Below are 19,093 nucleotides of genomic sequence, written 5' to 3' on the forward strand. Positions count from 1 at the left end.
TAAAACATTTAATAGACTGCCATGAAATCTGTATTGGGGAACTGCTTGCTACCAATGATTCACGCCGCTGGGTCAGTATTGGTCTGCGTTGTACGGCTGTTGTTTGAGTCTTCTCCCTCGTTTACAAGCATCATATAAAAACTAACCACAACTGTCATTGGCCCAAGTGGGCTAATCAGAGGACAAGTAGCTAAGCGTGGCATGTTAAAATGGATGGATGGCTAAATATCATGTCTTAATTCCCAGTGCTGGGCATGGCGCTCGCATGCAATCAGAAACTCCCAAGCAGTATTTAACGCTTAATGGCAAACCATTATTGCGGCACGCAGTTGATGTTTTTGAGGACATGCCTGAAATCGCCAGTATCACCATTGTGATTGCGGATAAAGATGCATATTGGAAACCAGCACTGCTGAACGATTGTCATAAAACACGCGTAATGTCAGTGGGTGGTGAAACGCGTGCCGCCAGTGTACTTAATGGTTTGAAGGCGATAGCGGCTTCGATAGAGGCTGACGATTGGATACTGGTACATGATGCGGCTAGACCAGGTATTGATCAGGTATTGATCAATCGCCTGATTAATGCGATATCAGATAAGGAAGTTGGTGCCATTCTCGCGTTACCGCTAGCTGATACTCTGAAGCGCTCAGATGCTGATGCTTTGATCAGTGAAACGATACCTCGCGAAAAATTATGGCAGGCACAAACTCCGCAAATGTTCCGTCATGGTCAGTTAAAACAGGCCTTAACCACCTACTTGCAGCGGCATCCGACAGATGAAGCACAAGCGATGGAGTGGATGGGGCATCAGCCTAAATTGGTTCTGGGCGATTTAAAAAATATGAAAATCACCTACCCACAAGATTTAACCGTTGTTACTGCATTAATCCAGGCTGCACAGATCGAAACAGCAACTTTAAGTTTGAGTGATACAGGAAATTTATGACGCCTTTTAGAATTGGCCACGGCTTTGATGTGCATGCGCTGGTCAGTGGTCGCGATTGCATCATTGGTGGCGTCAATATTCCTCACCCACTGGGTTTGGACGGGCATTCGGACGCCGATGTACTCCTGCATGCTATTTGCGATGCTTTATTAGGGGCAGCGGCGCTGGGTGATATAGGTAAGCATTTTCCCCCTTCGGATATGCGTTATAAAGGGATAGATTCACGTGAGCTATTAAAGCACGTAGTTGCGCTGCTGACTGACAAAGGGTTTCATATCGGCAATGTAGATGCCACTGTGATCTGTGAAGCGCCAAGACTAGGGCCTTATATCAATAGCATCAGAGAGAATATTGCCAGCGACTGTCAGGTCGATACCGATTTTATTAACGTTAAAGCTACAACTACCGAAAAATTGGGCTTTACCGGTCGTGGTGAGGGCATTGCTGCCGAAGCCGTTGTTCTGATCTACACACACCTTTAATCATGCGATTGTTTTCCAAATTTGAGGGATTGATTTCTCCTTTCCCGCGCGACATTATTCAAAAGCTGCCCACTCGATTTTGGCCATTTATGTGGGCCTGCTCATATGGCATGCGTAAGTACATCTTATTCATGACCATACTGACGGCCTGTATTGGCGCATTTGAGGCATTACTCTTCGCATTGATGGGCAAGGTGGTGGATAAGCTGACTGCGATTGCTCCACAACAATTGTGGGATACACACCAGCAAACGTTGACCTGGGTGGTCGCTATACTCGTCGGTAGTACGGTCATTATTTTGCTGCAAACGCTGATCAAACATCAAACGTTGGCCGGCAACTTCCCTATGCGCATGCGCTGGCAATTTCATCAGCATATGTTGAATCAAAGCATGTCCTTCTATCAGGACGAGTTTGCCGGAAGGGTTTCTGCCAAGGTCATGCAAACTGCACTGGCAGTCAGAGACGTTTGGTTTATTCTGGCTGACATCATGGTGTACGTGCTGATCTATTTCACCACCATCGTGACAGTTGTAGGTAATTTTCATCCATGGATGGTGCTGCCATTTCTAGGTTGGCTGGTTTTATATGGCTGTGCCCTTTTTTACTTTATTCCACGGTTGGCCAAAGTTTCAATTAAACAAGCTGATGCCCGTGCACTGATGGCTGGCCGTATTACTGACGCCTACACCAATATCCCTACGGTCAAATTATTCTCGCATGCAGGAAGAGAAGCGGGTTATGCACAATCTGCCATGCAGGAGTTTTTGGAGACTGTGCATGGCCAGATGCGCATGGTCAGTTGCGTAGAGAGTATCAATCACTTTCTGAATATGTGCCTGATCATTGCCAGTGGCGGCATGGTGCTATGGCTCTGGTCGCAAGGATTAGTGGCGGCGGGTGCCGTGGCTGCTGTGATGGCGATGAGCCTGAGACTCAATGGGATTTCTCATTGGGTGATGTGGGAACTCACTTCACTGTACGAGCAAATTGGCACGGTGCAGGATGGTGTAAATACTTTATCCGTGATTAATGACGTTGTTGATCAGCCTGATGCACCGGCACTTTCAGTACCTAAAGGCGAAGTGAGGTTTGATCAGGTAGATTTTGCCTATGCTCAACAATTACCTTTGTTGCAAAGTTTTGATTTGAATATACGACCAGGTGAACGTGTAGGTTTAGTAGGGCGTTCTGGTGCCGGGAAATCAACCATTGTTAATCTGTTAATGCGCTTTTATGATATTCAGTCTGGCCAAATACGCATTGATGGCCAGTCGATAGCTGGCGTTAAACAGAATTCTTTACGGCAGCAGATTGGTATGGTGACGCAGGATACCTCCTTGTTGCACCGCTCAGTTCGCGAGAACATTCTATATGGACGTCCTGACGCGACTGAGGAAGATATGGTGGCCGCTGCCAGGCAGGCAGAAGCGCACGACTTTATCCAGACACTGCGAGATGCCAAGGGCCGTACTGGCTATGATGCCCATGTGGGTGAACGTGGTGTGAAACTATCCGGTGGTCAGCGCCAGCGTATCGCCATTGCGCGCGTCATGCTCAAGAATGCGCCTATCCTGGTGCTGGACGAAGCCACCAGCGCGCTGGACTCAGAAGTTGAACAAGCCATTCAGCACCATCTTTCCCAGCTGATGGAAGGCAAAACCGTGATTGCGATTGCGCACCGGCTTTCAACAATTGCAGCCATGGATAAACTGGTGGTGCTGGATAAAGGGCGCATCGTCGAAACTGGCACTCATCATGAACTGCTGAAGGAGAATGGCATTTATGCCAAGCTCTGGGCGCACCAGAGTGGTGGTTTTCTGGGTGAATAGTGTGCATCTAAACATCTTGTTGTTGCAACCTAGCTAGCCAACTTTAAAGTTAGCAACTCTTCAAATTACGCATCGCCATCATTGTTAATATAAATTTACAATTGTGGCGATTTGTCACATTGCTGCCACTTTTCTGCAATCTGAACTGCTTAGTATTGTCATCAAATTTTCATGGAGAAATATTGGATGACGCAGCGTTCGGTCAGAAGCAGTGCCGGTTTTACCTTACTAGAGTTATTAGTGGTGATGGTGATTATCGGCTTACTGGCAGGCTATGTCGGTCCCAAGTATTTCCAGCAGATTGGCAAGTCTGAAGTGAAGACGACTAAAGCGCAAATTGCTGCGCTTGAGCAGTCATTGGACCAGTTCCGCCTGGATGTCGGCCATTACCCATCTACCGAGCAAGGCCTGAATGCGCTGATGGCCAACACCGACAATGACACCCGCTGGAGCGGACCTTACCTGAAGAAGGGAGTGCCGAATGACCCGTGGGGTAAGCCTTACCAGTATCGTTTCCCGGGCCAGCATGGCGAGTATGATTTATTCAGCTATGGCAAAGATGGCCAGGTGGGCGGCACTGATGAGTCGCAGGATATTACCAGCTGGTAATTGACATGCGCTATCAAGCCAAAGTCTTAAACGGCTCTTTACTGACCATGGTCGAGTTACAGGCCAACGATGAGCAGGATGCCTATGCGCAGTTAAAGTCTAAAGGCTTGCTGCCGGTTTCCCTGCAACTGGATAAATCCGGCAAAAAACGTTTAAAAAAAGAGGCCTTCCCGCTTGCTTTGTTCAGCCAGGAGTTACTGGCTTTATTGCAGTCAGGATTGAATCTGGTCGAAGCGATTGAAGCACTTTCCTTACGCCAGGACCATACCCGTACCGTATTGCAAGGCATCTTGCAGTCTTTGCAACAAGGCAAGTCCTTCTCTGCCGCGCTTGAGCGCCAGCCGGAAGTATTTCCTCCGCTTTATTTCGCCACCGTTAAAGCGGCTGAGCGTACCGGTGATTTGGGTAATGCCTTATCCCGCTACATCGCTTACGACAACCAGGTATCGCTGTTAAAGAAAAAGATCATCAGCGCATCGATTTATCCCATGCTGCTGATTATCGTCGGTGGCCTGGTGATCGCATTCCTGATGGGCTTTGTGGTGCCCAAATTTAGCAGCGTGTATGAAGGTACAGGCGCAGATTTGCCTTGGATGTCGCAAATGATGTTGCAGTGGGGCACCCTGATTTCACAACATGGTGAAACCATGCTCGCCATATTGGTCGGCAGCATCATCGGGCTGATCCTGGTATTTAAAACACCCAGCATGCGGCAAGCCATGGTTAGGGCTATCTGGCGTATTCCGGCTGTGGGAGCCAAATTACAGCTATATCAACTGGCACGGTTTTACCGCACCTTGGGTATGTTGCTGGCGGGCGGTACGCCCATCATGACAGCGATTGATTCGCTGGGCGGCTTGCTGGACAGCAGCATGGCACTCAGCCTGCAACAGGCGCAAACCATGATCAGCCAGGGGCAACCATTGTCGCATGCATTCAAGACGGCTGGCATGACCACTCCGATTGGCGAACGCATGCTGCTGGTAGGCGAACGTGGCGGCAACGTGGCGCAGATGATGGATAGTATTGCCGGTTTTTATGACGAAGAGCTGGCGCGCTGGATAGACTGGTTTACCAAGTTATTTGAGCCCCTGCTGATGCTGTTTATTGGCCTGGTGATTGGTGTCGTCGTACTTCTACTGTATATGCCTATCTTTGAACTGGCAGGGCAGATCCAATGAACCAGCCTTTACCAACCACGCTACAAGCGGATGTGTTTGCGCAGGCACAAACGCTGGCGCAACAGCAACAACGGCGTGTCATCGAAGTGCTGGAAGAGTTACTGTCTTTAGATAGCGAGGCACTGGTCAATCAGCTGGCTAGCCTGCTGCATTACCAGGTAGCCAGCATGCGTGAAATGCGCGAATGGCAGGTCGCATTCGATGTGATCAGTTATAACCAGGCGCAACAAAAAGAATGCCTGGCTTTTTATGATGAAAATCAGGCATTGATACTGATATTTGCTGACCCGTTCGACAAGCAATTACCTTTATGGGCACAGCATGCGGTGCAGCAGTCCTTTACATGGCGATTGGCACACCGGCTGGATATCAGCGCTTACCTGGCCGGTGAAGAAGAAACCATGCGTGCCATGGATGGCATGGGGCTGCACGAAGACCAGACAAAGGAGGGCGAAGAGGAGGTTGTGATGCAACTTTCGCTCAAGTCCATCCATGAAGATGCCAACCCCATCATCAAGCTGATCAACTCTACTTTATATGACGCCTTGAAAACCGGTGCCAGCGATATCCACCTGGAATCGCATCCTGGCGGCCTGGCCGTGAAATACCGTATTGATGGCGTGATGGCCAGTATTGCCAATAGCCCGGGTCTGGATAGCGCCGAGCAGGCGATTTCACGGATCAAGGTGATGGCGCAACTGGATATTGCCGAGCGACGGATTCCGCAAGATGGACGTTTCAAGGTCCATGCGATGAATCGCCTGATCGATTTTCGTGTGTCCATTATGCCGAGTGCGTTTGGCGAAGATGCGGTATTAAGGGTACTGGACCGTAAAGCCCTGACCGAGCAGGCGCAGGGATTGAGCCTGAAAGCGCTGGGTTTTGATGACGATGTGATTGCCAGGTTCAGGAAGCTGGCCAGTGAACCTTACGGCATGGTACTGGTGACCGGCCCGACTGGTAGCGGTAAAACCACCTCTTTGTATGCAGCGATCTCGGAAGTGAATACCGGTTTTGACAAGATAGTCACCATTGAAGACCCGGTGGAATATCAATTACCAGGCGTATTGCAAATCCCGGTCAACGAAAAAAAAGGCCTGACCTTTGCGCGCGGGCTGCGTTCTATCCTGCGTCACGACCCCGACAAAATCATGGTCGGTGAAATCCGTGATGCGGAAACCGCACAAATTGCGGTACAGGCAGCATTGACTGGTCACCTGGTGTTCTCCACCGTGCACGCCAACAGTGTATTGGATGTGATAGGCCGCTTTATGCATATGGGGGTAGACCCGTATCACTTCGTGTCTGCCGTCAATGGCATTATTGCCCAGCGGCTGGTACGCAGCTTGTGTACCCAATGTGCCGAACCGTTGGTGCCGGATGCCGAGCTACTGGAAGCCTCAGGCCTGACGCCGGAACAGGTCGTGGGAATGACCTTTAAACATGCCAAAGGCTGCGGACATTGTCGCGGTACCGGCTATAAAGGCCGTAAAGCGGTGGCGGAAGTCTTGGTACTGAACGACGAGCTGCGTGAAATGATCATTGCCCGCGAACCTATCCGTCAGCTCAAAGAAGCCGCTGCAAAAAATGGCATGCGTACCATACGCGAAGCGGCAGTCAGCGCTGCGGGTGCGGGCATGACCAGCTTGCAGGAGATCAACCGTGTCACGTTTATTGCCTGATATGCTCAGCCAAATACGATGGTGCGGCCTGACGCGGATGCTGGTGACGGCTGACAACATATTGGCTGAATACTGGGCTGCCGGTTTGCAACCGCGCAGAGTGACCGCACAAGCAACCCTGGAAGGCACTGAGTCTCTGGCGTTACAGGCAGCCATGACTGCCGTCATAGCACAACTGCCAGCGACTAATTGGCAGCGTATCGAAATTTACCTGGCAGACCAGCATGTGCATTTGATGTTATTACCGGCGATTCAACAATCCGGCCAGGCGAGTGCGTTATCAGGCACTGAGCTGCAAGCGTATGCACGCGCCATGCTGCTCAAAACCTATGGTGAGACAGCGGTGCAATGGCCGTTGCGTATGCAGGATGTGCTGCAAAGCCATGCTTCTTTACTCGCCACCACGCCGGTCTTGCAAAATATGGCCGCACAAACCCTGATTGCGCCACGCAAATATCTGCACATGTCAGTGCAACCTTATACCTGCGCACTGTGGGCGCATTCCAGTCTGCCAGCAGATGGTACGGTAGTGAGTGCAGAGCCTCATATGCTGCGATTACTCCATTTGCAACAAGGCGAAGTCACCCATGTTGCCAGCCTGGTCAGTGATCTGGCCGAAGTAGATAGCATGGCGGCATGGCTGCTCCGCGAGCGGACTTTACTGGGTGTGCAGGCCTCTGCCTGCTACTGGTTGAGTGAACCCGGATGCGAGCCTGTGGCTGCGGTTGGGCGCAGGTTGTCGCAACACCTGGCAGGCCGGTTGACCTGGAAAAACCTGTATTCCGCTGAGGCGATCACCTCGCTGTGGCAAGAGGTCGCACATGTGGCCTAACCCGAATTACCATTTTGAATTTGCCCAGCCAGCGTTTGCCTGGCAAAAGGTGCGCTGGCCGGGTGTCTTACTGTTAGTCGTGTGTGCCTTGCTGGTATTGACTGCCTGGCATGCAGATGACGATGTCAGTGCGCAATTGCTGGCAATGGAGCAACGCAAGGCAGAACTGATTCAAGCGAATAACGCAGCCAGTCAGTTACAAAAAACAATCGTCGCACAAGCGCCACCTGAACGAACACCGGAAGAGGCAAAACAGAATGCCCGTGCAACTGCGCAAAAGAAGGCAGCCATCGCACTGACCCAGGCGCAGGAAAAAGAAGCAGAAACCATTACGCAGCAATTGAATATCCGCTGGTTCGATCTACTACAGGCACTGGAATCCAGGCAGATCAAGGACGTTGCCTTGTTACAGTTGTTACCTGATGCCGCGCGTGGGCAATTCACCTTGTCCGGTGAAGCCAAAGATTACAACACCTTGTTGAGATACGTGGGTCATTTGCAGGAAGAAGCAGTGCTGACGCAAGTGCATCTGCAAAAACACCAGGTGATTGAAACGCATCCACAACGCCCGGTGAGCTTTGAGATTCAGGGCGGGTGGCAGCCATGAACCGTTTGCGCCTGCCTTCCATGACAGGGCTGGTCTGGTTAGCCAGACGCAGCGCCTGGTACCTGGGCTGGTTGCCTATGTTAGCCAGCAGCGTGCTCATCGTCGTCTGGCTATATTTGATACAGCAACAACCTGAAAAAACTGCCCGGCTTGCTTCACTGGAGCAGGAAATCGCCCATCTGAAATTGCAGCCCGCCACGTCTGTTGAAACCACGCCGCTTGCTGCAAAAAAGGTAAAGACAGCAGCAACGCCCGAAGAGGCAATTGAGCCTGTCACCCTGTCGGAGTTGTGGCAGCAACTGCCTGCCAGTAGCGAGTTATCACCGCGTATGTTGCAGGTCGCCGCGCTGGCACAGAAGCATCATATACCGTTGAATGTGGGCGATTATCAGTGGCAGGCACATCAGGCCGCTGTCGGCCCGCAGCCAATACAGCAGTTTGATATGCGTTTCACCATCCAGTCGGACTATGTCACTTGTCGCCGTTTTATCAGTGAAGTGCTGCGTCGTTACCCGACCATGGCGCTGACCGGGCTGGAACTGCGCAAGAACGAAACGGTACAGTCGGTGATTGAAACGACGCTGACATTCTCCATGTTTATCCGCGGAGGGCGTGAGCATGCGACTTGAGGCGGCTAATGCACAAACATCCCGGCGGCCGCTGTTATGGATCAGCTTGCTGCTGACAATTGCATTGGTGTACTGGCAATGGTCAGCCGAACAGGAGGCGGCTGATGAGGTCGTCGTTGCAGATAGCACATTGACCACTGCTGCCCCTGTAAAGAGTAGTGCTCTGGTAGCCGCTACGCCAGCAACAGTGACAGTCTCCGAACCACAATTGGATAGCGGTCATGATCAAGCCGCGCAGCCTGTCGCCGTAGAAGCCCTCACTCCTGTTGTACTGCCGCGAAAGTTACCCGCCAAAGTCAGTCATGCATTGTTTACCGCGCACGAGTGGTTGCCACCGCCAGTCAAACCACAACCGCCGCCACCGCCGCAAGCACCGCCCTTACCTTACACCTACGTTGGCAGTATGCAGGATGTACCGGAAGGCAGTACGGTGATCCTGATGCAGCAGAAAAAAGTACTGATGCCCAGGCTGAAAAGCCAGGTGACCCCGCAATGGCGGCTGGATAGTGAAGATGCGCAATCTGTGTATTTCACTTACCTGCCGCTTAGTCAGGCAGTGGTATTGAGCAAGGCCAAAACCGCCGCAGCAGGGCAACGCCAGTCTGTGGCGGATACTGAAGACAATATTCCTTTAGAACAATAATTCATGAGTCATTCTTATATTCAATCTCATCGCTCAACCGCGCTGCCAACCCGTTTACGGAGCACGCTATTCCTGGTGTGTGTCGCCGTTGGTCTGGCTGCCTGCAGTTTGTTCCCGCCTAAACTCACGGCCACCACCCCTGAGGGCAAAGTGCACGAGTTAGCTAAACTGGTGGCTGAAAAACCAGGTGATGTGGAATTACGCAATCGCTGGTACCGCGAACGGGAACAGGCGATTAATGCCCTTTCTTTCGAAGCCGAAGCGGCCAATGCCAAAGGCAATATTGCTGAAGCAAAACAGATCTACACACGGATACTGACGCTGGATGCCAATCATCCCAAGGCCCTGGATTATGAGAGAGCGGGCGAGCGCGAGATTATATTACGCAAGCAACTGGAAGAGGCGAAACAGAAGATAGATCAGCCCAAAGAAGCGCTGAAGCTGGTACGCGATATCCTGCTGGAACAACCGACCAACGAGCAGGCATTAGCATTGGAAAGACAGCTGATTGCGCTGGAAACCCGTTCACGTGCGGCATTGCCGCAGTTGCAAACCAGCTTAAGCAAACCGGTGACGCTGGAACTGCGTGATGCCAATATCAAAGTGGTGTTCGAGGCATTATCCCGTGCCACTGGCGTCAACTTTATCCTGGATAAAGATATCAAGCCGGAAATGAAGGCGTCGGTGTTTCTTAAAAAAATGCCCATTGAAGATGCGATCGATATGGTGCTGACCAGTAACGGCTTGCAGAAAAAAGTGCTGTCACCCAACAGCCTGCTGGTGTATCCCGCCACCCAGCAAAAAAACAAGGATTACCAGGATCTGCTGATCCGTAACTTTTACTTTGCCAATACCAGTGCCAAACAGTGCGCGGACATGTTGCGTACCATCCTTAAAATCCGCGATGTCTATGTCGATGAGCGCCTGAACATGCTGGTATTGCGGGACAGGCCGGAAGTACTGGCCCTGGCAGAGAAAATGATCAAGGCGCAGGACATTGCCGACCCGGAAGTGATGCTGGAAATTGAAGTGATGGAAATCACACGCGGCAAGCTGCAAGACCTGGGGATTATCTATCCTAGCTCACTGACAGTACTGAATAGCCCGCTAACGCTGGAAGCCTTGAAGAACCTTAAGTCATCCAATATCGGTGTCAGCCCTAACCCCAGCATACAATTCAAGACCACTGATACGGATCTGAACCTGCTGTCCAACCCGCGTATCCGTGTTAAAAATAACGAGAAAGCCAAAGTGCTGGTTGGTAACAAAGTGCCGGTGATCACCACCAATACCACCGCTAACGTCGGTACCTCCGAAAGTGTGTCTTATGTAGATGTCGGGTTGAAGCTGGAGGTGGAGCCGCGCATCATGCTCGACGATTTCGTCAGTATCAAAGTCAACCTGGAGGTCAGCTCATTAGGCGAGGCGGTGACCCTGAGCAATAACTCCAGGGTGTTTAACATCGGCACGCGTAATGCCAGCACGATACTGCGGCTGAAACATGGCGAGACGCAAATCCTGGCGGGCCTGATCCAGGATTCCGAGCGCAAGAATGCTGACAAAGTGCCGTTTCTGGGAGAGATTCCGATTTTGGGCAGGCTGTTCTCCCGCCATAATGACGAGAAACAAAAGACCGAGATCGTACTGGCGATCACGCCTAAAGTGATCAGCAATGTCACCTTGCCGGAAGCGACTTTCTCCGAGTACTGGAGTGGTACCGACACCGTGATTTCTGATAAACCATTGTTGAATACCACGCCACTGACGCCGGCGTTGACGCGCGGCCAGCAGATACGTGAGCAACAGTTACAGCGCCAGCGGGAACTGAATGAGCCGATTGACCCGCCTGTGGTTGAGTCACCTGATACACCGGTGCCTCCTGAGGCCAGCATACCATCGCCGGATGCGCTTCCGCCGCCGCCTGAACCTGCCAGCACATTTCCTTCTTCAAACATCACGCCGACGGTGCCGGGCATGTCTAACAACGTGAATGGCGGCAGCGTACAGGAGCAATCACCGACCACCTTGCCATCGCCCAAGGTGATTCCGTAATGTGGCTGGTGTATCCCTACGCAAGTGTGCGTGCTCATGCAAGGCGCTTGAACCGTGGCAGCGGATTTACCCTGATCGAACTGATGGTTTCGCTGACGATAGTTGCGATCATGGCCAGTGTCGCTACGCCTATGGTGCAGCTCACTTTGCAGCGGCAAAAAGAGCAGCAACTACGTGAGCAGTTGCGCGAGATACGCCGCGCGATTGATAGCTATAAAAAAGCGGCGGATGACGGGCGCATCAAGAAAAATGCCGATGCCAGCGGTTACCCGCCGAATTTGCAGATACTGGCTGAGGGTGTGCAGGATATTAAAGACCCCAAACGCAAGGTATTGCGCTTCCTGCGCCGGGTGCCCCAGGACCCCATGCTCAAAGTCCAGCAAACTGCCGGTGTAAGCCCTGCAATAGGCTGGGGCTTGCGCAGTTATGATAGCCCGCCGGAATCGCCTCGCTATGGCCAGGATGTTTATGATGTGTATTCCCTGAGTACGCAAACCGGGATTAACGGAGTACCGTATGCGCAATGGTAGACATCGTATGATCAAGCGTATTGCCGGTTTCACATTGGTAGAGTTGCTGGTGGTGTTGTCGATTCTGGCCTTATTATTGTCGCTGGCAGTGCCACGTTATTTTTCCGGCGTGCAACGTGCCAAGGAGCAGGCGCTCAAGCAACAGCTGGTGACTACCCGCAAGGCGCTGGATGAATTTTTTTCTGATCAGGGCCAGTACCCTGATACCTTGCAGGAGCTGGTAGACAAGCATTACCTGGACAAATTACCCTGGGATGCCATTGTTGAAAATAATGATACCTGGATCGTGACACCACCGGAGTTGCCACTGGTAGGCGGAGTCTATACCTTGCACAGCAGTGCTGCCGGTCAGGCGACAGATGGCAGCCTCTACACGGACTGGTAGCTGTGACAGCTAGACGCCTGGCAGGCTTTTCCTATATTGGTGTCATGGTGACGCTAGTGATCGCTGCAATCGGCATGCAGGGTGCGGCCGTGATGTGGCAACAACAGACACAGCGTGCCAACGAAGCCTTATTACTGGAGGTGGGTGAAGCTTATCGGCTGGCGATCGGGCGTTATTACGAATCCACGCCGCAACCGGTCAAGCAGTTTCCCATGACCTTGAATGAACTTGTCGAAGACAAACGTTTTCCTGTACTCAAAAGGCATCTGCGCAAACTCTATACTGATCCCTTTTTTGCCAGGCAAGGCATGACGCTGATGTTTCGTAACGGACGCATTGTGGGTGTGCACAGCCAGTCATTGCTGCAACCTATCCGTAGTGCGGGTTACCAGGAGTTTGAATCCGGCTTTAATGGCGCCAAGCACTACCGGGAGTGGCAGTTTATCTATGAGCCCAATACACTGGCAGACCTGGAACTGGCGTGGAGTAACCGTTAACTTTTCACTGTTATTCCAAAGGTGATGTTTCGTGCGGCAAGCGGATTTTGAATGCGCGATAGTAACTTAATACTTTAGGCACATACTGCCGCGTTTCAGCAAATGGCGGCAGCGTGTTTTGCCGCATTTTGACGGCGTTCGGCCCGGCATTGTAGGCGGCGAGTGCCAGTGTCACATCCCCGCCGAACAACTCCAGCATGCTCTTAAGATAGCGTGAGCCCCATAAAATCTGCTGGCGTACAGACCATTGCCTGACCGGGATGGCGGACAGGGATTTTGCCGTCGCCGGTAATACCTGCATCAGGCCATAGGCACCTTTTTTCGATTGTGCCTGCGGATTATAGCCAGACTCAGTCGCGATCACCGCGTGTATCAATGCCGGGTCTACTTGCGTTGCCAGTGCGACGGCCTGCACTTCAGCCTGGTAAGGAATGCTTCCGGTTTGCCAGCGTAAATTCTTTGCTTTTAACTGGGAAAGGGTGGTGCCTGACTCAGGCAAGCTTTCATCCTGGTCGGTATTGCTGATGACCAGCTCAGTCTCACTGGAATCATCAAGCAAAATCTGGTTCGCAAGATGCTGTACTTCCAGGGCAGGCTCAGCATGGGTCACACCCGCACTGACTAGCAGCGAGAGCGTAATAAAGTGCCTGAGAAGCGTTGGATTCGTGAATACCATGTGTTGAAAATAATGCCATCTCCATATGACATGGAAAAGACAGTCTGTTTCTCTTAAATACAATCAAGCAGCCGTAGGCGCAACATTTCATCATTATTCCTGCCTGCGAATGCAGGCCTTTTTTTGTCAACAAAACTGTGATTTGCAAGCCTAGTCCCCTGCAGTAATCCACTGTCATGAATTTATCAATCAACTGACACACCGCAATCATTTTTCTGTCACAAATTCTGCGCAAACTATGCTGCATTTATACCAATGTGAACAACACATGAGCACAATAACAGGGACGGATCAGGCCAATGACCAGTGGGGATTGGCGCTGAATGAGGAACAGCGCTCGCTATTTATGGAGGTGATTGAGGAGTCATTGCGTTTGCAGCACAGGTCCCACTTCTTTAACTGGCTGCAACGTGGCTTTCAATGTCTGATGGCACATGAAGTGGTGATCGTCGGTGTACGCGGCACTGAGCGGCCTACTTATGACTACGAATATTTAACCTCCAGCCGCTATTTTGGCGATACACAATTTGATCAGGTATTGCATGAGGCAGATGGCCTGGTCAGCCAGGCATTCGAGCAGTGGAGCAAACTCAGCATGCCGGTGTTTTACCATACCGACATACCGAGCCAGCAAAACAGCCATTTTGCCATTGAGCAGATAGAGGCCGGCAGGATGAGTGCTTCCGAACTCAAACGCTTTGTCGTACATGGCTTTGGTAACGAACACAGCCGCATTGCCACGCTGGTGATGTTTGGCCGCTTGAGCTCACCCGTAAATGCGCAAACTGCGCATCTGCTGGAATTGCTGATGCCTCACCTGCACTGTGCCATCGAAAAAGTCACTGCCAACAAATGTCCCTCGGTGCTCTCCACTACCACCCGCAACAGCCGGGTCAAACCTTTAAGCCGGCGTGAGCTCGAAGTGCTCGAGTGGTTACAGGCGGGCAAAACCAATTGGGAAATCGGCAGCATCATGGAAATCAGTCCACTGACGATCAAAAACCATGTGCAAAACATCCTCAGGAAAATGGATGTCGAAAACCGCAGTCAGGCTGCCAGCAAGGCACTCAAGCTGGGCTTGATTACACGTAAACAGTAATGTTCCCGCTTCTGCTGCAATGTCACCAAAACTTATTCTGCAACAGCCTTCTTTTAGTCCGTTAGGACTAGTCCTGAATTCAAAACTGTCATCTTCGCTTTCTACAATAAACAGGATTTTTATGTGGATGCCAGCAACGATTTGATTAGCCCGATTGGGCTAGTCCAGACGGACTAGATTTTCGAATCCTACCGTCACGCTGGCAATCCATAATTTTTCAGGTCGAGATTTACTGCTTTATTGAAGCAAGTTTGTAGTTTGTTCTTTTTATTATTTTTGTTAGAAATCTGAGGAGAAGTTTATGAAATTCCAAGTGAAGGCTTTAATCGCTGCTTTGGCTTTGACAGCATCTGGCGTAGCTAGCGCTACTAACGTTCCATCTACAGGTAACGGTTCTTTGTTCCTGACTATTTTTGATCGCACATCTAATTCTGCTTTAGTTGTTGATACCGGTTATTTCTACAGCACATTGAACGAAATCGGTACTGATAATGCTGATTCAAATTTTGACAGCTCTAACAGCTCATTCTCATTTGACCTGAGTGCAAACGCAGCATTCCAGTCATTTATCGGTGGTGCAAACTTAAGCACAACTTACTACAACGTATTTGCCGGTGATCAATTAGGTGCAGGTTCTGCTGCAGGTGCACGTGGCATGATCACTTCTTACGATCTGGTTAACTATCCAAATGCACCAGAATCAGTTGCAATTTCCAAAGCGCCGCTGGTAACAGCAGTTGGTGCTTTTAACCAACTGGTATACCAGAACAACGACCCATTCACTTATTTTGCCAATGATAACAATGGTAACCAGGGTCCAACTTCTATCGCCTTGCTGGGTGGTGAAATGAGCCTGTATCAAACCGTGCAAAAGCAATCAAACGGTGCTGGTGATAACTTCTTCTTCAACAACACCAAAGTGACATTCACTAATGCCGGTCTGCTGACTATCTCTTCTGTACAGACAACACTGCCAGTACCAGAGCCAGAAAGCTATGCTTTGTTGGCATTGGGCCTAGGCGTGGTAGCTGCTGCTGCACGTCGCCGCAAATCTGCAAAATAATAAAAAAGGGGCTCTGCAGGAGCCCCTCTGCTCTTTCAAGATTGCTGATTCAAAAAATTTAAGGGAAATATGATGATGAACATCAAAAAAATCGCATTTGCACTGGCAGCTTTGTCTGTAAGTTCATTGGCTGCAGCAGGTGTTACGCCAGCTCAAATCGAAGCTGCACGTGGTGCAGGTACTTTGGATCAAGCCTGGATTGCTGGTGCATCAGCACCAACTAAATCCATCTATGAAGGCTGGGTCAAAGGTTGCCAGGCGGGTACAGGCTCTATTTTCACGGCACAAGCTTCTTCCAGCACAGCTGTAACACCAGGCTCACTGGGTAACTTCTTTGCTTACGCATGTACACGTGGTACACGTATCTCTGTGTTGTACCACACTGTAGATGGCGGTTCACTGAATGCATTCACACCATTTACGAATGGTACAAAACCAGCACGTGTATCTTATGTTGGTAACGCAAGCTGCACAAAACTGGCAACTGGCTACACTGATGCAACCAATGCTGCAAACAATGCTGATGTATACAAAGGTTGTGCACAATCTGGCGCTTCAATCGCTTTGGATGCATCTGGTGTGCAAACTGCTGCAAACAAATCAGCTAACGCTGCAGCACTGGCAGCCAACCCACTGGCCCCACAACAAATCGTTGGTGGTTTCTCTGACGTAGAACCAACATTATTCTCCAATACTATTGGTGGCGGTAATGTATCTAGCTTTGGTGTAGTTAGCAACGCGTTTCTGGGTCAGGCTTTTGGTGTAGCAGTTTCTACTCCGCTGTACCGCAAGCTGCAAGAAGTTCAAGGTATTTCTGAGTCTGGTTCTTCATACTCACCAGCATTGGCTCCTTCATTGACCAAAGGCCAGATCGCTTCTATCCTTCAAGAAGGTGGTGCTGTACAGACTGCTGAATCCTGGTTCCCTATCCTGGGTGAAGATGATGGCGAGAAAGTGATTATCCAGCGCCGTGTAGATACTTCCGGTTCACAAGCATCTTCCAACGCGTTCTTCCTGGGTAACCCATGCCTGGGTGGTAACCTGCTGTTGCCAACGACTTCTACAACTGGTAACTACCAAGTGATCCAGAACTCCGGTTCAGGTAACGTGAAAACTAACATTACCACAGCAAGCAACGCTGCTGCTGGTTCACGTTATGCCATCGGCGTATTGTCACTGGAAAATGACCCAACTGTAGAAAACAATGCTAACAATGGCTATCGTTACATCAAGATCGACGGTTCACATCCAGAAACTGGTGACGTAGTGAATGCACGTGCCGCTGCCGCTGCAGGTACCTATCCTTTCCATATGGAAATGAAGGCATTCGTTGCTAACTCTGCTCCAGCTGGTTTCCAAAGAACGATCGTAACTACTATCGTTAACGCTTTGAAAAACCCAACGGCGGCTGCTTGCGCAACATTGCCGCGTGGTTTGACATTGAACCCAGACGGCGGCAACACAACTTGTGAAGCTGGTGTAGTTAAAGCTAAATTCACAAACTTCGGTAACAACTGCTCACCAGCAGTGTTGTACGAGTAATAAAAAGTTAAAAACCTACTCTTGAACAGAGCAGATACTTGATAGGCGCACCCTTCAAAAGAGGGTGCGTTTTTTCTTTTGATTCATGCGATTTTCGGACTAGTCCGTTTCATGTGCATGACACAAAACTTTAAGAGAATGCTGGTCTGTTGAGTGGCAACATTCTTGAATGTAAGGTGCAAGCTTTGAGTTTGAAATTGAAATTTGTCTGTGCGGGATTGATGACATGTTGCATGTCACACATGGTCTTTGCTGAAGAGCAGACCTACACGGCTGGTCAAGTTTTAGCTCCCACAGAGGAATTGCGATTTAATGTATTTGAATATCAGGTAGATGGTAATTCGGTTTTAAACAGTGGCGAAATCGAAAAAGCTGTTTATCCTTATATGGGCGAAGAAAAAAGTATTGCAGACGTTGAACAGGCACGCGCTGCCCTGGAAAAAACGTATCAGGAAGCCGGCTACCTGACTGTTTCCGTCAGCATTCCCCAGCAGGAAGTGAACCAGGGAACAGTACGTTTGCTGGTCACCGAAGGCAAGGTTGAACGTTTACAGATTGTGGACTCACATTTCCACACCCCCAGCGAGATAAAATCAAGGGCACCGCAGTTTGCTGAAGGCACTGTGCCGCATTTTCCTACTGCGCAAAAAGAGCTGGGCACTTTGAACCGCAACCAGAACCGTCAGGTCACGCCTGTGCTTCGTCCCGGCAAATCACCGGGTACGGTTGAAGTTGATTTGCAGGTGAAGGACAAACTGCCGGTACATGGCAATCTGGAGTTGAATGACCGTTATTCACCGAATACGACCGAGCTACGATTAAATGCGGGCTTGAAATATGAAAATCTGTTCCAGAAAGATCATAGCCTGGGCTTGAATGTCCAGGTTTCACCGGAAGACTTTAACGAAGTAAAAGTGTTTTCTGGTACTTACATCATCCCGCGCATGAATGGCGATTACTTCGCAGCTTATGCCGTTGCCTCAGACAGTAATATTGCCGCCGTCGGCGATATTAACGTACTGGGTAAGGGTTATATCGTTGGTGCGCGTTATATCAAGCCCTTGCCCCTTTCTGACGGTTTTTACCATAGCCTGACCTTTGGTCTGGACTACAAGATTTTTAAAGAAAACCTTTTCTTGCAAGGTGCTGATACCAGCATTGATACGCCAATTTCATACTGGGCGGCTTCTTTTGGTTACGATGCCAATATCCAGTCCGCTTATGGCCAAACCCAGGCTGGCTTTGTGTTGAATATGGCGCCGGCATTATTAGGCAATACGAATAAAGAATTCGCCAGCAAACGCAGTGGGTCTGAAGCCAATTATGCTTATCTGCGTGTCGATGCCAAACATCTCTACACTTTCGATTCCGGCTGGGCCGTGCAAGGCAAACTCGCCTGGCAATTAGCGAGCCAGGCACTTATTTCCACCGAGCAGTTCAGTGTTGGCGGCGTGGAATCCGTGCGGGGATATGTTGAATCCAGCCGTTTGGGTGATGACGGCATTTCCGGTTCTCTTGAAGTTCGCACCCCGCCTTTGGCCAAGTACCTGAAGCAATACCAGTTCGCAGACTATATCAAGGATATGTATGCCTATACATTCATTGATGCTGGCCGGGTGCATATCAGGAATGCCGCAGGCCTGGAGCCGCATTATGAAATATATTCTGCCGGCGTAGGCTTCAAATTGAAAACGACGACAGGTTGGTTCTCTTACCTTGACTATGCGCAGGCAATGAATGATGCGCCTGAAGTCGAAAATGGTGATTACAGGCTGCACTTCCGTGTTGGCTATGAGTGGTAAC

The 19,093-nt window shown here is 50.3% G+C and carries 19 protein-coding genes; 18 read left to right on the plus strand and 1 reads right to left on the minus strand.

What is annotated here, in order from left to right; translation table 11 throughout:
- The first annotated feature begins 217 nt into the window (after positions 1–217).
- From ispD to ACFQ2T_RS13350, 14 genes are all read left to right on the plus strand, one after another.
- Positions 218–949 carry a 2-C-methyl-D-erythritol 4-phosphate cytidylyltransferase gene (ispD, locus tag ACFQ2T_RS13285; protein WP_379035221.1) on the plus strand — a complete coding sequence of 244 codons (732 nt, stop codon included), beginning with the start codon at positions 218–220 and terminating at the stop codon, positions 947–949.
- Positions 946–1,431: a 2-C-methyl-D-erythritol 2,4-cyclodiphosphate synthase gene (gene ispF, locus ACFQ2T_RS13290; RefSeq protein WP_379035223.1), complete on the plus strand. Its 486-nt coding sequence runs from the start codon at positions 946–948 to the stop codon at positions 1,429–1,431. The genes ispD and ispF overlap by 4 nt, the downstream gene beginning before the upstream one ends.
- Positions 1,432–1,439: 8 nt before the next feature.
- Positions 1,440–3,263, plus strand: coding sequence for an ABC transporter ATP-binding protein (locus ACFQ2T_RS13295; protein ID WP_379035748.1), 1,824 nt, complete (start codon positions 1,440–1,442; stop codon positions 3,261–3,263).
- Positions 3,264–3,449: 186 nt separating this feature from the next.
- Complete coding sequence (gene gspG / locus ACFQ2T_RS13300) at positions 3,450–3,872, plus strand: type II secretion system major pseudopilin GspG (protein ID WP_379035225.1); 423 nt, start codon at positions 3,450–3,452, stop codon at positions 3,870–3,872.
- A gap of 5 nt (positions 3,873–3,877) precedes the next feature.
- Positions 3,878–5,053, plus strand: coding sequence for a type II secretion system F family protein (locus ACFQ2T_RS13305; protein ID WP_379035227.1), 1,176 nt, complete (start codon positions 3,878–3,880; stop codon positions 5,051–5,053).
- The gene (locus ACFQ2T_RS13310) at positions 5,050–6,735 is read left to right on the plus strand and encodes a GspE/PulE family protein (protein WP_379035229.1); all 1,686 of its coding nucleotides are present in this window, start codon (positions 5,050–5,052) and stop codon (positions 6,733–6,735) included. Before ACFQ2T_RS13305 ends, ACFQ2T_RS13310 begins: the two co-directional genes overlap by 4 nt.
- Positions 6,716–7,567: a hypothetical protein gene (locus ACFQ2T_RS13315; RefSeq protein WP_379035231.1), complete on the plus strand. Its 852-nt coding sequence runs from the start codon at positions 6,716–6,718 to the stop codon at positions 7,565–7,567. The genes ACFQ2T_RS13310 and ACFQ2T_RS13315 overlap by 20 nt, the downstream gene beginning before the upstream one ends.
- Positions 7,557–8,174: a hypothetical protein gene (locus tag ACFQ2T_RS13320; RefSeq protein WP_379035234.1), complete on the plus strand. Its 618-nt coding sequence runs from the start codon at positions 7,557–7,559 to the stop codon at positions 8,172–8,174. Before ACFQ2T_RS13315 ends, ACFQ2T_RS13320 begins: the two co-directional genes overlap by 11 nt.
- Positions 8,171–8,803, plus strand: a complete 633-nt coding sequence (locus ACFQ2T_RS13325; RefSeq protein WP_379035236.1) for a hypothetical protein — start codon at positions 8,171–8,173, stop codon at positions 8,801–8,803. Before ACFQ2T_RS13320 ends, ACFQ2T_RS13325 begins: the two co-directional genes overlap by 4 nt.
- Complete coding sequence (locus ACFQ2T_RS13330) at positions 8,793–9,446, plus strand: hypothetical protein (protein ID WP_379035238.1); 654 nt, start codon at positions 8,793–8,795, stop codon at positions 9,444–9,446. The genes ACFQ2T_RS13325 and ACFQ2T_RS13330 overlap by 11 nt, the downstream gene beginning before the upstream one ends.
- A gap of 3 nt (positions 9,447–9,449) precedes the next feature.
- The gene (locus ACFQ2T_RS13335) at positions 9,450–11,498 is read left to right on the plus strand and encodes a secretin N-terminal domain-containing protein (RefSeq protein WP_379035240.1); all 2,049 of its coding nucleotides are present in this window, start codon (positions 9,450–9,452) and stop codon (positions 11,496–11,498) included.
- Complete coding sequence (locus ACFQ2T_RS13340; RefSeq protein WP_379035243.1) at positions 11,498–12,028, plus strand: type II secretion system protein; 531 nt, start codon at positions 11,498–11,500, stop codon at positions 12,026–12,028. Before ACFQ2T_RS13335 ends, ACFQ2T_RS13340 begins: the two co-directional genes overlap by 1 nt.
- Positions 12,015–12,413 (plus strand): type IV pilin protein, encoded by a 399-nt coding sequence (locus ACFQ2T_RS13345; protein ID WP_379035245.1) that lies wholly within the window; start codon positions 12,015–12,017, stop codon positions 12,411–12,413. Before ACFQ2T_RS13340 ends, ACFQ2T_RS13345 begins: the two co-directional genes overlap by 14 nt.
- 2 nt (positions 12,414–12,415) lie before the next feature.
- A complete protein-coding gene (locus ACFQ2T_RS13350) occupies positions 12,416–12,910 on the plus strand; it encodes a type II secretion system protein (protein ID WP_379035247.1) in 495 nt (164 codons plus the stop codon).
- Between the two features lie 10 nt (positions 12,911–12,920).
- Here the strand turns inward: ACFQ2T_RS13350 and ACFQ2T_RS13355 are convergent, their stop codons facing one another.
- Positions 12,921–13,586, minus strand: a complete 666-nt coding sequence (locus tag ACFQ2T_RS13355; protein ID WP_379035249.1) for a lytic transglycosylase domain-containing protein — start codon at positions 13,584–13,586, stop codon at positions 12,921–12,923.
- Positions 13,587–13,854: 268 nt separating this feature from the next.
- Here ACFQ2T_RS13355 and epsA point away from each other — a divergent pair, with 268 nt between their 5' ends.
- From epsA to ACFQ2T_RS13375, 4 genes are all read left to right on the plus strand, one after another.
- Positions 13,855–14,685, plus strand: coding sequence for an XrtB/PEP-CTERM-associated transcriptional regulator EpsA (epsA, locus tag ACFQ2T_RS13360; RefSeq protein ID WP_379035251.1), 831 nt, complete (start codon positions 13,855–13,857; stop codon positions 14,683–14,685).
- Positions 14,686–14,986: 301 nt separating this feature from the next.
- On the plus strand, positions 14,987–15,748 hold the full coding sequence (locus tag ACFQ2T_RS13365) for a PEP-CTERM sorting domain-containing protein (RefSeq protein ID WP_379035254.1): 762 nt from the start codon (positions 14,987–14,989) through the stop codon (positions 15,746–15,748).
- Between the two features lie 72 nt (positions 15,749–15,820).
- A complete protein-coding gene (locus tag ACFQ2T_RS13370; protein ID WP_379035256.1) occupies positions 15,821–17,290 on the plus strand; it encodes a hypothetical protein in 1,470 nt (489 codons plus the stop codon).
- Positions 17,291–17,523: 233 nt separating this feature from the next.
- Positions 17,524–19,092: a ShlB/FhaC/HecB family hemolysin secretion/activation protein gene (locus ACFQ2T_RS13375; RefSeq protein WP_379035258.1), complete on the plus strand. Its 1,569-nt coding sequence runs from the start codon at positions 17,524–17,526 to the stop codon at positions 19,090–19,092.
- Position 19,093: the final 1 nt, after the last annotated feature.

Origin of the sequence: Methylophilus flavus, from assembly GCF_042678905.1 — a bacterium.
Lineage (GTDB): Bacteria > Pseudomonadota > Gammaproteobacteria > Burkholderiales > Methylophilaceae > Methylophilus > Methylophilus flavus.